Source organism: Vibrio porteresiae DSM 19223, from assembly GCF_024347055.1.
Classification (GTDB): domain Bacteria; phylum Pseudomonadota; class Gammaproteobacteria; order Enterobacterales; family Vibrionaceae; genus Vibrio; species Vibrio porteresiae.
Genome location: NZ_AP024896.1, coordinates 1,043,564 through 1,058,235, shown reverse-complemented (window position 1 = coordinate 1,058,235; position 14,672 = coordinate 1,043,564). Strand labels below are relative to the sequence as shown.

Sequence of the window (14,672 nt, the reverse complement as noted above, 5' to 3'; positions counted from 1 at the left end):
GCTTATCTGTACTGAAGAACAAATACGTAACGAAATAGGAGTGAATTGAATGTCCGTTAGAGCAATCGCGGTGGATATGGATGGTACTTTCCTTGATCCGAATCAGCATTACGACAAAGCCCGTTTTCTCGCTTTGTATCAACAACTCAAAGATCAAGGCATCGAGTTTATTGTTGCCAGCGGTAACCAGTACTATCAACTGGTTTCTTACTTCCCTGAAGTTGCCAATGAAATCTCCTTTGTCGCTGAAAATGGCGCGCTGCTTTACCTGCATGGTGAAGAGATCTTTCACGGTGAAATGACCGAAGAAGCACTTGATAAAGTTTATACCATTCTTGATTCAGACCCATCGATTGATTATGTCGCTTGTGGTCTCAATGGCGCTTATATGTTGCCGCACATCAGCCAAGAATTCGCTGACATTGCCTCTCACCATTATGCTCGTTTAGAGAAAGTGGCAAGCATCCGTGCAATCGATGATGTGATGTTTAAGTTCTCAATCAAAACTACGGTTGACCATGCTGATACCTTAATTGCCGAACTTGCTGAGCAGCTTGGCGATGTGGTTCACACGGTTTCAAGTGGTTTCGGTTTTATTGACCTGATCATCCCAGGGCTACACAAAGCCAATGGTTTGAAAAAAGTCTTGGCACGTTTTGATATCGACCCTGCTGAATGCGTTGCCATTGGTGATAGCTTAAACGACAAAGAGATGCTGGAACTGGTTGGTTACTCATTTGCCATGGGTAACGCGGCCGACAAAGTCAAAGCCGTAGCTCGTTATCACACTGAGACCAACGAACAAGCCGGCGCATTAAACGTCATTGAAAAAGTGGTATTAGGCCAAGCGCCTTTTAATGCTTAATCCGCATGTTTGCAAAAAAGGGTTGTGATATTCACAACCCTTTTTTATTGCGACGCAATCTTTAAAAGCGATCAGCTATCCTGCCCATCGATCTTCGCGCCAGTATCAAGCCAAGGTGTCCCTTGCATTTTAGGGTAGCCTTCCAGATATTTCACTTGAGCGTGTGTTTCTTCTTGGATCTTACGCACGATATCTAGAAAGGTTTTCTCTGTCCATTCTTCGGGCGTACCAACCATAGCTCCAGCCATACTGCGACTAATTTGCATTAAACCACCTTCCTGTTTGGTAAAGCTGGCGTATGTATCCAAATGATAACCGTCTTTGTATTGCCATAAACAAGCAGTTAGACGAAGTGAATCGCTACCTACAACATCTCGACTAGCTGTGGCAGTCCATACTGCGCCTTCACATTTAGCCATCTTCATGTTTGCACCGCTCATCGCGGCAAAACTAGCTAGTTTTGTCCCTTCAAATGGGTTAACCAATGTAAATCGTCCTGGTTGTTCTGGCGCAACAGAAAAAGTAGGTATTGGTGTATTTTCTTTCGCAGAGTTTACATTTTCTCCTAAACCGTCGCTTGCTGCAGCTATAACATCTGCGCGGTCAACCTGAGTTTTAATGTCAAAGATACGGTAATATTCTACAGTTTTTGTTTTCTCTGTTAATGCGTTATTTACAGTACCACATCCGGAAAGTAAAACGGCAATTAGAGCTGGTAAGACAACCTTTTTCACAAATCACTCCTGATCAATTCTGCTCATAAATGTTATTTAGTATCAATTTAAATAAATGCAATTGATGGCCGAGAATTCTAGGAAAAATAATTATTATGTCAATAATAAAAATAAGTTTTTATATTCAATAAATAGTTAAGATAATTAACTTGAAATTCTCATAAAAAGGAGTAGGAAGATATTAAAATCTTTCAGGCTATGGATGATTTTTTTAGACTTCAATCGTGATTAGTGGGTCAGATTTTACTATAATAGCGATTAATATTTTTTTAAAACTGCAAATTTTTTGCTATTAACTTATTGAATTATGGAAAGAAAAAGAAGAGGAACAGGTAAAAGTACGTTAAGTGATGTGGCTAAGTTTGTTGGGGTAAGCTCAATGACAGTGTCACGAGCGTTACGTGATCCAACTAAGGTTTCTGAGACGCTGGTGGGCAAAATTCAGGAAGCGATCAAAGAACTGGGTTATGTTCCGAATAATGCTGCGCAGGCTTTAGCTTCAGCCTCTTCTCGCTTGATCTTATTTGTTACTCCTAGGTTAGCGAGTCCTGGCTTCCAGGCTATCTATCATCAGATGAAGCAATCGCTAAAAAAAATGGGGTTTCATGTATTGTTAGCAGAGCTAAATAATAAGCAAGCTGACTATGATTCTATCAGTACATTTATTTCTTATAATCCAGTGTTAGTGATAAAATTTGATATCCAGTTTACTAATGAGCTTAACGATTATCTAAGTAAGTCTAAGATTCACTTGTTATCAATTGGCCATGGGGTAAATGATAATACCGATTCCGAAATGATGATTACACCTGATTTTAAAGCTGTCTTTGAGCTGATGGCTTATAAAATTGCTCATAGGGTGTATCGTAATCCATTGCTGATTTTGCATGGAGAGGAGTGTTTTTCACAGGATATTATTCGCTCATGGGATCGCATGTTATTAGCTCATGATCTTTCACCAAACCGGGTTCATCCGATCTATTTAGCACCCAGTGTTATGGCTGGATTTGATGTGCTCAAAGAGATGCAAACCAGTTTTACCGATACTGATCTGGTCGTGACCAGTGATGAAAACTTGGCTTATGGTATTTGGTTTGCTTGCCGAGAGATGGGTATTGCAGTACCGGCACAATTAGCGATTGTCTGTGTTGGTCAGCTAGATCTTAATCAATCGGGGCGCTCTAAACTCTCTGGCGTTAATATTCGTTGGGATACTCTTGCTGTGCAAGCAATGGAAAAGGTATGTGAATGCCTTGAGTTGCCATCCAAATTAAAGCCAAATTCCTTGGCCGTCGAATGGATTAGCGGTGAAAGCTATTAATCCAAAACAACAGAATAAGAAAGCTCATCACTAAGGATGAGCTTTGTATTGAAAGCCAATCACGAATCATTTACTCAGGTGTCATTGGCTATCCAAATAGTGAATAAAGTCACTTTTCCAAAGATGGTCAGTAACTAAGCCAATGTTAAATCAGCTGTCTCGCGTTGGAAGATCTCAATCATCTTATCCCAAGCCTTTTCAATGTTTGTATCAAGACTAAACAATCCAGATGTGCCGACAATAAATACATCAACTCCAGATGCGGCGACAGTTTTAAAGGTTTTGGGATTGCAAGAACCGTCTATCTCCAGTAAGTAGTGATAGTGCTGTTCATCGCGTAAGGTTTTCAAACGACGAATTTTATTCAATGTTTCTGGGATAAATTTTTGTCCTGCAAAGCCGGGGTCGACGGACATTATCGTGATTTTGTCCAGCAGGTGAATGTATTCGTTGACCATCTCGATGGGTTCTGATGGATTTAGCACCACACCAACTTGTTTACCCGCTTCTTTAATCTCTTGGATTAAGCGAAAGATTTTATTGCCCGCCGTTTCTGGGTGAAAAGAAATAATATCTGCTCCAGCGTCAAGGCATAGTGGAATAATGTCTTCGGGTCTTTCACACATCAAATGGACATCAACAGGAATCGTTGCAATTTTCTTTAGTTGTTGAATGAAGAAAGGTGACAACGTAATGTTTTTAACATAATGCCCATCCATGATATCGACATGATAGAAGGTCGCGCGAGTGTTTAAAGCGTTTATCTGTTGCTTAAACTTAGTGAGATCCATACACATTAGTGAAGGTGAAAACATGGCATTCATAAGTATCTCCTTATTTTTGTTAGGGGCGCGATCAGTTAAAGAAAGTCAGGATATGACCAAGGCCGATGCCAATAACACCAAAGTCTGCGTCACCAAATGTGGTGGATTCAAAACCTAAGTTACCCATTAATGGTAAGAGCAAAGCAGGTAAGAATGAGATGATGATCCCGTGAACAAATGAACCAATGATCGCCCCTCGGCGTCCACCAGTAGCGTTACCATAAACTCCAGCCGTTGCACCGCAGAAGAAATGAGGCACTAACCCAGGGACAATGACACTCAAGCCCAATAATGGGCAGATGAACATACTGATAAGTCCGGCGACAAAGCTTGAAAGGAATCCTACAATCACTGCGTTTGGCGCAAATGGAAATACTGTAGGACAATCTAAGGCTGGACGTGCATCCTTAACTACTTTGTTGGCAATGCCGCGAAATGCCGGTACGATTTCAGCGATGATCATGCGAACACCTGCCAAAATGGTATAAACACCTGCTGCAAACATGATGCTTTGTAAGATGGCAAAGACGATAAAGTTTTGTCCGTTACTGAGCTGTGATTCCGTAAATTCTGGTCCTGCAATAATCGCTAACACAATGAACAGAATGCCCATAGTCAATGAGATGGAAACTGATGAGTCGCGTAAAAAATTCAGTGACTTGGGTACATTTAACTCTTCAATTGATGGGCTGTCTTTGCCGACCCATTTACCTACGATAGCCGAACAGTAGTAACCAATCGACCCAAAGTGACCAAGAGCAAGTTCATCATTCCCAATGATCTTACGTGTGAATGGTTGTAATAATGCAGGTGAAAGAACCATCCACGCTCCCAATATAATCGAACCAACTATGATCACCATTGTGTGTGAAATGCCACCTGCGGATAACACAACGGCAAGCATTGCAGCCATATACAAGGTGTGGTGCCCAGTAAGAAAAATGTATTTGAGTGGTGTAAAGCGAGCCAGCAAGATGTTGATTAACATGCCACAAATCATGATGGTTGCGGTCTGTGAACCAAAATCTTTTTGTGCAAGTGCCGCCATTGCATCAGTATTAGGTACTACACCGTGAATACTGAATGAATGCTCAAATAAGGCACTGAATGTACTCAAAGTACTAGATATGACACCAGCACCAATAGTGAGGATTAAAAATCCCATAATGGTTTTCAGTGTCCCTGATATCACTTCAGAAAAGGATTTTTTCTGCAGTAGCAAACCAATCAGTGAGAATAGTCCCACCAAGATGGCTGGTGTACCCAGCACATCATTGATAATTAGATCTAGCATGTGGAATTGCTCCTAGAGGCATAAGGTCAGATGTTTTCCGCCAAGATTTCTTTTAATTTATTGTTATCTAAAAGATTTTTAAGACCAATGGTGTTGCGATGACCATCTTCTAGATTTGAGATAATGTCGGAAGCACCAAGGTAAAGATCTGCTTGTTCTGATTTTGCCGATGTTAGGTCTGTGTGTGAAACTTCAGCTTCTTTGCCTAACTCTTGTAGAATTTTTTTAACGTTCATTTCGACGATGAAACTGCTACCTAAGCCATTACCACAGACGATTAATACTTTCTTACTCATTTTTATGCCTCATATTTGTAGGGGAGGGTGAAAAACATTAAATAAATTGAACAGCGTTGGATTAAATTAATAACGAGCCAAAATTTCTTCGAGTTGTTGCTTATTTTGTGCATGCACAAATGCTTCTCGATCTTGATCATTACTGAACATTTCAGCCAATGCTTGAATCATTTCGATATGATGCGTGTCATCTTTTGCTGCAAGTGTTATGACGGCGTGAACTGGATCATTTTCATCAGCTTGAAATGGCACACCCTCTTTAACGATCAGTAACGATAAACCACATTTATTTGCTCCTTTTTCTGGGCGTGCATGGGGCATCGCTAAGCCTGGAGCTAAGACATAATAAGGTCCTAACTCCTTGTGTCCTTCAATGATGGCATCTACATAGCTATCATTGATAACATTCTGTTTTATAAGAGGTTCACAGCTGATTTTTACGGCTTCTTCCCAGTTGTGTACGCGACTAACTATGTGGATATTGTTAGGACTTAGCCAGTGGTTAAGCATCGTTTTCTCCTTAATCAAGTGGTTTATATATTGGCGGAGTGATGAGTTTTAACTGTGATGAAACTCTCATAAGTTAGCGCTAACATTTATTGGTGAGTCAAATTTGTTAGCGCTAACAAATTTTTGAATATAGGGGTTGACGATGAGGGGGGAAATTAAAGATGATGGCGGATAGTGAGTGATGAATCTATTTTAACTCGCTATAAGTATATATTTTTCGCTTCGAAATATTTCCATATTAGATGTTATATTTAACCAACCAGCATTTTCGATCAGTAAATGATCTTCCTAACAATGTCATCAAATCGAGTGCAATTTATAAAATAACCTATAAATTCGCCAAGTTTTTTCTATAAATTTATGCAATTTCGATAAAGCCGACTATGCTCAAAAGGTATTAGAATTATTAACCGCTTATTGGAGTAAGTTCATTGTCTAATGCCATGATATTGCGTATGAATTTACTGTTGTTGATTTTATCAATATAATAATAGAGTACGATATTCTGTATTGATTGAAAAGTTAATAACGTCATGTTTTGAGTAGTAAGCCTATGAACTTTAAAATAAATTCTATTTTACCATACAAGTGTAAAATATATTATTTAAATCAATGAGTTGTAATCTCATGTGCTACATATCTATACTTAGCGTCGCTTTTTTGAAAAGCGTTATAAAAAGTAGTCTTGTTACTTTCTCGTCGCTCTTATTTTATAGTTAAATTGATAATTATGTAAATAATGGTGCTTACAAAAATAATTGAGAAAGGCAAAGGTGTTGTCTATTTAGTTCAAGGTTGGTATCGATGTTTGGTACGAATTGCGAGCCCAATTTAGGTGAAATTTATATGGAGATTGGCGTTAAATCGTTGGTGGCCGGCGTGCTACTTTCTTCGCTGTGCGTGGTAAATACAGCTAATGCGAAAAGTGAGAAGTTAGAGCAGGCCGGGGATTTTTTGCAATGGGGTATTCCTACTGGTGCGGCATTTATTTCTGCTGCTAAATTTGATGGCGAAGGCTTGGGTCAATTGATTGAAGGGGCATTTTGGACCTCTCTTTCAACTCACGTGTTAAAAGTTTCTGTAAACGAAGAACGTCCTAACGGTCGTGATTATAGTTTCCCTTCTGGTCATACTTCTGCCGCCGTTCAAGGCGCTGCGTACTTGCAATTTCGCTATGGTTGGCAATATGGCGTTCCTGCCTATATGTTGTCAGGTGTTGTTGGTTATTCTCGAGTTGAGAACAAATACCACTATTGGCACGATGTTGCTGCTGGAGCTGCATTAGCAACAGCGATACAATATGCCATCACTGAGGCTGGCTTTAGCGTGACTAATGTGGCGGTTGCGCCTACTTTTGATGGTGACAGTATTGGCGTATATGCCTCAATGAAATATTGATGCCGGTAATGGCAGTGGTTTATTTCCACTAGAGGCTAGCACTCTAGGGAATGAGAAATAATAAAGAAATACAAAGGGACATTATGAAAAAACTATTAGTCACTACCTTAGCCTTATTGGCATCAAGCCCAGCTTTGGCCGATTCATGGATTTATGGCGGTGTGTCAGTAGGTTCATCAGAATACGAAGAACAAAATTCTATCTCGCACTCTTTCTTCGTCGGTACAGGGATCATGCCATGGGTAGGTCTTGAAGGCGGATACTCGGATTTCGGTAAATTTGACCTTGGTGGCGGTAAAGTCTGGGGGGAATCTGTGTATGGTGCAATTAAACCGAACCTTAACTTTGGACCTTTGCAGCTTTACGCAAAATTGGGTGTGAACTCATGGGTACTTGAAGGCGATGATGACACGACTATCGCTGATGATGATGGTTTGGACCCAATGTGGTCGGTAGGTGCTGATTACACTTTCTTGGGGCCAATTGCATTAGGTGTTGAATATTCAAATTATTCATTTGGCGACAAAGATGTTCGCTCTGTGAACCTAACCGCAACCATTTACATGTTCTGATCGTTTAGCCTTTGTGGTGCAGCATGTAACGAATTGAAAAAGACTGGTTTTGGCCAGTCTTTTTTCATTTCTGTTTAATGTCTATCCCTATCTAGCTAATTAGAATTTATGGACATTAAATATCGGGGAGACACCAAACCCAGTTTGATGAGCCAGAAGATAACTGACGGCGATGAGTCCAACGCCACAGATCACTCTAACCAGTGGCCATACCCAAGGGAAAGAGCCGTGGGAACCCGCTGTGAGATAATGCTGGACGATTTTGCGCCCCGAGACGGTTAGAAGTGCAATTGTCGAGGTAGTAAACGCGGTGCCAACCGCCATTAAAATCGCACTGGCAACGCCCAACCAGTAGACATTCGCTAAGTTAGCAAAAAACAGCACCAAAATGGCGCCAGTGCAGGGGCGAATTCCAATGCTGACGATGATTGCGACATACTCTTTTAACGAAGATGCATGGTTCAGTTCTTGCGGTGTTGCTCCATGCTTATGACCACATGAGCATGTTCCATCCATGTGCACATGATGATGTTCTTGACCATGATGGTGATGAACGTGATGCTGTTCATGTTCATGTTCATGTTCATGAGAATGATCGCTATGTGGGTTTTTATGTCCCCATCGTTGCCAAAAATAGCGTGCGCCTTGATAAAATATCACCGCGCCAATCACCAACACACCCAGATAGCTGACGTTAAAGATCTGTTCTACAAAGTGGTTCACATGATGCATGGTTAAGTGCATCACAAATAAAAATACCGACACAATCGCAATGGCGACCAGCGCTTGGACGAGTGCAGAAATCACCGTAATCCAAAGTGCGGCATTAATTTTGGCGGGGTTGGTTGCAAGGTAAGAGCTGACGATGAGCTTACCGTGTCCGGGGCCAATCGAGTGAAATATGCCGTAAAGAAAACTGATTTCCACCAATGACCACATGGCAGAATGATTGTCAGTTGCCGAGTAAATTAAATCACTGAGCTGCTCAACACTGCTGCGTTGCCATTGAATGCTCACCATTAAAAGATGTGGCCACCACTGGTAAATCAGATGAATGATCACTGCTAAGGCAAGTGCTACGGTTGTTAAAGTGGCGAGGCGAGCAGGGGTGAGATAGCGCGCTGAGAGGGCGACTTCCTCGTGATGATGGTGTGAATGGTCGTGGGCCATGAATGCTCCCTATTGAGGCTGAGTCGTTGGTTGACAAGTTAGAACTAAAGATTGGGTGAAAAGTTGTCCTAGGGTATCGTCAGGGTCAGCGTCAGCCGGTAACTCACTGGCGTAAGCCACTTGTTTTGGCGTTGGGTGTGGTTCAACAATCTCATATTGACATTGCTTCGCTAGCTCGGGAGCTAACTTGATGTTACTGCGATTTTTCCATGACATATCAACGTAATACGTAGGGTCGAAAATCAGCAGTTTGAGCGGATCTTGGGTCAAAGGGTAGGGTTTTGCCAAGGGTAAATCGAATACAAAAGTGGCTTTACCACCGTGCGTCGTTAGTACAGGTGATTCACCGGTTTTGTACTTAATCGGTGTTTTTTCATGATAGAAATAGGTGAAATAGTGGGTTGTAAGCATATTGTTGAGAATGGATTTCGCCAATTTATTGAGTGTGTCTTGCTTGTGCTTGGGGGTCATATCCTCACCGTCAAACAGATAGGCAGTGGTCATGAGATCAAATTGCCATATCATGTGAAACCCAGTAATCGCTTGCCCATTACCTTGGATCTCAGTCGTCATATCAATCCATGAGTGAGGATGGGCACTGGCACTGAAAGAGAGTGGTAATAATCCACATGCAGCGATGCATGGGATGGTAATGCGAGCAATCGCGCGAGGAAGAGCGGAAAATAGCACAGGCATGTCGTCAATAAAGGAAATTTGCTACGTTATAACATATTTTCCTAATGGGGAAAGTCAAAGTTGCGTCAGTGACCATGGTTTTATAGTGTAACTGATTCTTTTCTAAACATTAGTTAGGCATGATAGGCTAGCTGGTGTCATACTAATGAAAGTAGATTTATCACATAGGCTAGATTTAGCTAGCCGCGCATCATGGAGGATGCAATCGCAATGGAATTAGTGGCTTTTCGCCCCGATGAGGCACAGCAGTTGATCGACTGGATTGACTCACCAGAATTGAATCTGTTGTGGGGCGGTCCTTGTTACGCCTATCCGTTAACCCAAGAGCAGATTTCCGAACACTGTCAAAAGCCAGAAGTGTTTGCTTTTCTATGTCGCCATGAAGGTGAGAATGTCGGGTTTATTGAACTGTTTCATCTTGGCAATAACGCTTATCGAATCTGCCGTGTGTTTATCGCACCGGATTACCGTGGCCGAGGAATGGCGCAAAGCATGGTGACACAATTGATTGCTGTAGCGAAACAGCAATTTGCCGCCCGTGAATTGAGTTTAGGGGTGTTTGCACATAATCACAGTGCACTGGCATGTTACCAAGCACTGGGATTTTCCCGTTACGCATCAGAGCCATTTATCTCTTCCGTTAGCGATGAACCATGGTTGCTCTATCGAATGAAATTGGATGTCAGCGAGTGTCAGGAGGTCATGCAATGACAACACAATATTGCGAAGCGCAAGATAAAGCTTATGCTCGACAGATTACTCAAACGAATATGGCGGAGTATTACCGAACTCACGGCATCAATTGGGATGATGAAATGTTTGATGATTCTTGGGAGCATTTCGAAAACTATGACATCGTTGTGGATGATGTCCATGTCGGTGTGATTCGTTTTTCTCGCTCGGATAACACACTGTATCTGCGCGATTTACAGGTTGAAGCGCAATATCAAAATGGCGGTGTGGGGACTCAAGCAATCAACTGGGCTAAAGAGTATGCAAGTCAACTGGGTATGGCGCAACTGCGTTTACGTGTCTTCCCAGAAAACCCTGCGAAGTTGTTGTATATGAGACTGGGCTTTGTTCTATCACACAAAATGGAAGTGGTAGAAGAGATGGTGTTTGATTTGGTTTAACGTCGAGTTTTGCATGGGCATTAAAAAGCCAGCGATTCGCTGGCTTGATACGCACTTGGCAAGGTCAATTAGTTTTGTGCAAGCTTGACGCGAATTTTGCTGTTCGCCACTTTGCTTTGGTTCAATTGATTGATGGCGTTATTCGCTTCTTTTTCATCTGGCATTTCAACAAAACCAAATCCTTTAGATGCCCCAGTTTCTTGGTCAAGAACGAGGTTGCAGGTAGTGACTGTGCCGTGAGCTTGGAAAAGAACGCGAAGTTCGTGTTCGGTCGTAGTGCGCGCTAAATTGCGAACGAGAAGTTTCATACTTAACCCTATGGGTTGAAAAATTACCGCGCGATTATCGCATTGTCGTTATACAAAACCAAGAGAAGATTTAAGGAGATAGGCTTGCAAGCGGAGCTGGAAACGCTACATATTTGGCTTGAACAAGATGCTGTTCGTATGGAAGTCCTCAAAACGTTACAGTCGTTAGCCATACCGGATGCATGGGTTGCCGCTGGCTTTGTCCGTAATTTGGTGTGGGATCGTTTGCATGATTATCAAGACAGTACACCGCTGCATGATGTGGATGTGATCTATTTTGCTAAAAATGAGCCTGAATCTGAGCAAAAAAAGTTCGAAAAAAGCTTAAGCCAACAGCTGCCAACCGTGAATTGGCAAGTGAAGAACCAAGCTTTAATGCATGAGCGTAATGGGGATCGGCCTTATGAGAATTGCCAAGATGCGATGAGCTTTTGGCCTGAGTGCGAAACGGCAGTCGCGGTGCGTCTACATAACGATAAGTTGGAATTTTTAACTGCATTTGGTTGGGAATCACTGTTTGCACTGCAGATTACTTATAATCCCAAGCGCAGTTGGTCGACGTTTATCCAACGTGTCGAAGATAAAAAGTGGCAAACGCTGTGGCCAAAGCTGAAACTGCAAAAGAGCTAAGTGCCACATAGTTAAAGGGTTCTTAACTGACTTATTTAGACAAACGGTCCACTTAGTAAGTGGACCGTTTGTTATTCATCAACTTTCGGTTATCAACACGTAACTCTGTTAATCAAGTCGCTCTTTTCTGAGTGAAATCGATGTTATCGAACTAACGCAGGACGTTTGCGATCGAATGTCCAGCCCGGAATCAAAAATTGCATGGCGCGGGCATCATCACGGCGACCAGTAGCCAGCTCTTTGTAAAGCGAATGGGCTTTATTTAGCTGCTCGCGATCCAGTTCAATACCCAGCCCTGGGCGGTCTGGAACGGCGATTTGCCCATTTTTGATCTGCAAAGGATCTTTGGTGAGGTGTTGCCCTTCTTGCCAAATCCAGTGCGTATCAATGGCGGTTGGATTGCCTGGGACAGCAGCGCCAACTTGGGTAAACATCGCCAATGAAATATCAAAGTGGTTATTTGAGTGACAACCCCAAGTGAGTCCCCAATCGTTACATAAAGACGCAACACGTACTGCACCGGAAAGCGTCCAGAAATGTGGGTCGGCTAAAGGTATATCAATCGCATCCAGTACGATAGCACTTTGCAGTTCGCGCCAGTTGGTGGCGATCATATTGGTGGCAACGGGCAAACCTGTTGCGCGGCGAAATGCGGCTAAGATTTCACGGCCACTAAAGCCTTGCTCTGCACCACAAGGGTCTTCTGCATAGGCCAACACATTGCGCAGCGGTTTACACAGACGAATGGCTTCGTTTAAAGACCAAGCACCGTTCGGGTCGATGGTAATGCGGGCATCCGGAAACGCACTGGCAAGGGCTTCAACCGAGAGCACTTCCTCTTCACCGGGCAGGACACCACCTTTAAGTTTGAAATCTTTAAAGCCATAGCGATCTTTGGCAGCAGCGGCTTGTTCTACGATAGCACTTGGCGTCATTGCTTCACGGCGGCGTACGGAATACCAAGGGTGTCCACCTTGTTCAGCAGGGTATGGCATATCGGTTTTGTGGCTGTCGCCAACAAAGAAGAGATAACCCAATACTGTGACTGCATCTCTCTGTTTGCCCTGGCCAAGCAGTTCTGCAACGGGCACTTCAAGAATTTGGCCCATCAAATCAAGCAGCGCCGCTTCCATTGCCGCAACGGCGTTGACGCGCAGTTCAAAGGTCCATGCGCCTTTACCGAAGGTCTCAAAATCATCGTCTTGCTGTGCAAAATGAGCGCGATGAATGAGTTTATTGAGGTGAACAATCGGTTCGCCAATCAAACGTTCTCCGATGGAACGCAATGTTTGTTCAATGACTTCACCACCAGGGGCTTCCCCAAGGCCTTGGTGGCCCGCACTGTCGTGTACGATCACCACGTTACGGGTGAATAGGGCGCCGTGCGCGCCCCCAATGTTAAGCAACATACTGTCAAAGCCAGCCACAGGCACCACTTCAACGCGTGTAATGGTAGGGTATTGAGAGCTCATGAACTTTCCTTATCCGTTCTAGGCATCTAATTGTTTTGATAAGTTAAGACGTTCGATTTTTCCAACGATAACTAGGTAAGCAAAGACAGCGACCAGTGCATGAATACCGACGTAAACCAAAGCACCGTTAAATGAACCGGTTGCTGCGATGATGTAACCGATGGCAATAGGTGTCACGATACCGGAGAGGTTACCGACGGTGTTGAAAATACCACCACTTAAGCCCGCCACTTCTTTAGGTGCGGTATCAGACATTACCGCCCAACCCAGCGCGCCGACCCCCTTACCAAAGAAGGCTAGGGCCATAAAGGCAACCACCAACCATTCGGTATCGATGTAGTTACATGCCACCATTGAAGTTGACAGTAGCATCCCACCGATGATTGGAATCTTACGTGACCAAGTTATAGAAACGCCGCGTGACAATAAAAAGTCGGAGATGATGCCGCCAGAGATACCGCCAAGAAAGCCGCATATCGCAGGAATGGCTGCGACAAAGCCGGCTTGCAGAATCGACATGTGACGCGCTTGCACTAAATAGACAGGGAACCAAGTGATAAAGAAGTAGGTCAGGGCGTTAATGCAATATTGACCTAGGTAAATCCCTAACATCATTCGGGAAGCTAGCAGATCCTTGATCGCTGCTTTTTTGGAAATCGCTGGCGCTTTAGCTGACTTTTGACCTTTAGTATTGGTTTCTTCTGGTGCATCGAGGTTAGTTAGCGCACCGCCTGCTTCCATGTATTCCAGCTCTTGTTGGGATAAAGTTGGGTGACGTTTAGGAGGATAAATCACTTTTTGCCACAGCACTGCTGCAACAAAACCGACACCCCCCATAAAGAAGAACACGTGAGTCCAGCCGACAGCGTGGGTTAACCAGCCCATAATTGGCGCAAAAATCACGGTTGCAAAGTATTGCGCAGAGTTAAAGATGGCTGACGCTGTGCCCCTTTCTTGGGCTGGAAACCATGCTGCAACAATACGACTGTTACCAGGGAAGGCAGGTGATTCACACAATCCAACTAAGAAGCGGAAGAGGAATAGCACGGCGACGACGGACGAACCAGGGAAGATATCGATAAACCCTTGCACGAAGGTAAATAGCGACCAAGTGATAATTGAGCCGAGATAAACGCGCTTTGAACCAAAACGGTCTAATAACAAGCCGCCAGGAATTTGCCCGATAACGTAGGCCCAAGAGAATCCAGAGAAGATGTAACCCATAGCAATCGAGTCAAGCCCTAAAGCTTGCGACATGGGCGATCCCACAATGGATAGGGTGGCTCGGTCACCATAGTTGACCGAGGTAATGAGAAATAGCATCGCTACTATCCAGTAGCGTGTGTGCGTTGACTGTTTGGTCGCCGCGACGGTTCTATCTTTTAATTGTTCCATAGGGTATGCCTCATGTTATTGATATTATGAGATTTATTATTTTATGTAGATGGT

At 43.3% G+C, this 14,672-nt stretch carries 17 protein-coding genes; 7 read left to right on the top strand and 10 right to left on the bottom strand.

The window, feature by feature from the left end; translation table 11 throughout:
* The first annotated feature begins 49 nt into the window (after window positions 1-49).
* Window positions 50-865, top strand: coding sequence for a Cof-type HAD-IIB family hydrolase (locus OCV11_RS21450; RefSeq protein ID WP_261896465.1), 816 nt, complete (start codon window positions 50-52; stop codon window positions 863-865).
* A gap of 71 nt (window positions 866-936) precedes the next feature.
* Here the strand turns inward: OCV11_RS21450 and OCV11_RS21445 are convergent, their stop codons facing one another.
* Window positions 937-1,599 (bottom strand): hypothetical protein, encoded by a 663-nt coding sequence (locus OCV11_RS21445; protein WP_261896464.1) that lies wholly within the window; start codon window positions 1,597-1,599, stop codon window positions 937-939.
* A gap of 307 nt (window positions 1,600-1,906) precedes the next feature.
* Here OCV11_RS21445 and OCV11_RS21440 point away from each other — a divergent pair, with 307 nt between their 5' ends.
* Window positions 1,907-2,920, top strand: coding sequence for a LacI family DNA-binding transcriptional regulator (locus OCV11_RS21440; RefSeq protein WP_261896463.1), 1,014 nt, complete (start codon window positions 1,907-1,909; stop codon window positions 2,918-2,920).
* 134 nt (window positions 2,921-3,054) lie between these two features.
* Here OCV11_RS21440 and alsE read toward each other — a convergent pair whose 3' ends face one another.
* The 4 genes from alsE to OCV11_RS21420 form a co-directional block, all read right to left on the bottom strand.
* Window positions 3,055-3,744, bottom strand: coding sequence for a D-allulose 6-phosphate 3-epimerase (alsE, locus tag OCV11_RS21435; protein ID WP_261896462.1), 690 nt, complete (start codon window positions 3,742-3,744; stop codon window positions 3,055-3,057).
* Window positions 3,745-3,775: 31 nt separating this feature from the next.
* A complete protein-coding gene (locus OCV11_RS21430) occupies window positions 3,776-5,038 on the bottom strand; it encodes a PTS ascorbate transporter subunit IIC (RefSeq protein WP_261896460.1) in 1,263 nt (420 codons plus the stop codon).
* Window positions 5,039-5,064: 26 nt separating this feature from the next.
* On the bottom strand, window positions 5,065-5,334 hold the full coding sequence (locus tag OCV11_RS21425) for a PTS sugar transporter subunit IIB (protein ID WP_261896459.1): 270 nt from the start codon (window positions 5,332-5,334) through the stop codon (window positions 5,065-5,067).
* Between the two features lie 66 nt (window positions 5,335-5,400).
* A complete protein-coding gene (locus tag OCV11_RS21420) occupies window positions 5,401-5,844 on the bottom strand; it encodes a PTS sugar transporter subunit IIA (RefSeq protein ID WP_261896458.1) in 444 nt (147 codons plus the stop codon).
* Between the two features lie 804 nt (window positions 5,845-6,648).
* On the opposite strand from OCV11_RS21420, the gene OCV11_RS21415 reads away from it, so the two are divergent.
* Together OCV11_RS21415 and OCV11_RS21410 are read left to right on the top strand one after the other, a co-directional pair.
* The gene (locus tag OCV11_RS21415) at window positions 6,649-7,242 is read left to right on the top strand and encodes a phosphatase PAP2 family protein (RefSeq protein WP_261896457.1); all 594 of its coding nucleotides are present in this window, start codon (window positions 6,649-6,651) and stop codon (window positions 7,240-7,242) included.
* A gap of 83 nt (window positions 7,243-7,325) precedes the next feature.
* The gene (locus tag OCV11_RS21410; RefSeq protein ID WP_261896456.1) at window positions 7,326-7,814 is read left to right on the top strand and encodes a porin family protein; all 489 of its coding nucleotides are present in this window, start codon (window positions 7,326-7,328) and stop codon (window positions 7,812-7,814) included.
* A 99-nt stretch (window positions 7,815-7,913) separates the two neighbouring features.
* On the opposite strand, the gene OCV11_RS21405 is transcribed toward OCV11_RS21410, so the two are convergent.
* Both OCV11_RS21405 and OCV11_RS21400 read right to left on the bottom strand, forming a co-directional pair.
* Complete coding sequence (locus OCV11_RS21405) at window positions 7,914-8,984, bottom strand: nickel/cobalt transporter (protein WP_261896455.1); 1,071 nt, start codon at window positions 8,982-8,984, stop codon at window positions 7,914-7,916.
* Between the two features lie 9 nt (window positions 8,985-8,993).
* Complete coding sequence (locus tag OCV11_RS21400) at window positions 8,994-9,680, bottom strand: DUF1007 family protein (protein WP_261896454.1); 687 nt, start codon at window positions 9,678-9,680, stop codon at window positions 8,994-8,996.
* A gap of 210 nt (window positions 9,681-9,890) precedes the next feature.
* On the opposite strand from OCV11_RS21400, the gene OCV11_RS21395 reads away from it, so the two are divergent.
* A complete protein-coding gene (locus tag OCV11_RS21395) occupies window positions 9,891-10,391 on the top strand; it encodes a GNAT family N-acetyltransferase (protein WP_261896452.1) in 501 nt (166 codons plus the stop codon).
* Window positions 10,388-10,813, top strand: a complete 426-nt coding sequence (locus OCV11_RS21390; protein ID WP_261896450.1) for a GNAT family N-acetyltransferase — start codon at window positions 10,388-10,390, stop codon at window positions 10,811-10,813. Before OCV11_RS21395 ends, OCV11_RS21390 begins: the two co-directional genes overlap by 4 nt.
* Window positions 10,814-10,881: 68 nt before the next feature.
* On the opposite strand, the gene OCV11_RS21385 is transcribed toward OCV11_RS21390, so the two are convergent.
* Window positions 10,882-11,121 carry an RNA recognition motif domain-containing protein gene (locus OCV11_RS21385; protein WP_261896449.1) on the bottom strand — a complete coding sequence of 80 codons (240 nt, stop codon included), beginning with the start codon at window positions 11,119-11,121 and terminating at the stop codon, window positions 10,882-10,884.
* Window positions 11,122-11,259: 138 nt separating this feature from the next.
* Here OCV11_RS21385 and OCV11_RS21380 point away from each other — a divergent pair, with 138 nt between their 5' ends.
* On the top strand, window positions 11,260-11,751 hold the full coding sequence (locus OCV11_RS21380) for a nucleotidyltransferase family protein (RefSeq protein ID WP_261897977.1): 492 nt from the start codon (window positions 11,260-11,262) through the stop codon (window positions 11,749-11,751).
* Between the two features lie 143 nt (window positions 11,752-11,894).
* Here OCV11_RS21380 and OCV11_RS21375 read toward each other — a convergent pair whose 3' ends face one another.
* Both OCV11_RS21375 and OCV11_RS21370 read right to left on the bottom strand, forming a co-directional pair.
* Window positions 11,895-13,223 (bottom strand): glucarate dehydratase family protein, encoded by a 1,329-nt coding sequence (locus OCV11_RS21375; protein ID WP_261896448.1) that lies wholly within the window; start codon window positions 13,221-13,223, stop codon window positions 11,895-11,897.
* An 18-nt stretch (window positions 13,224-13,241) separates the two neighbouring features.
* Window positions 13,242-14,618, bottom strand: a complete 1,377-nt coding sequence (locus OCV11_RS21370) for an MFS transporter (RefSeq protein ID WP_261896447.1) — start codon at window positions 14,616-14,618, stop codon at window positions 13,242-13,244.
* Between the last annotated feature and the right edge of the window lie 54 nt (window positions 14,619-14,672).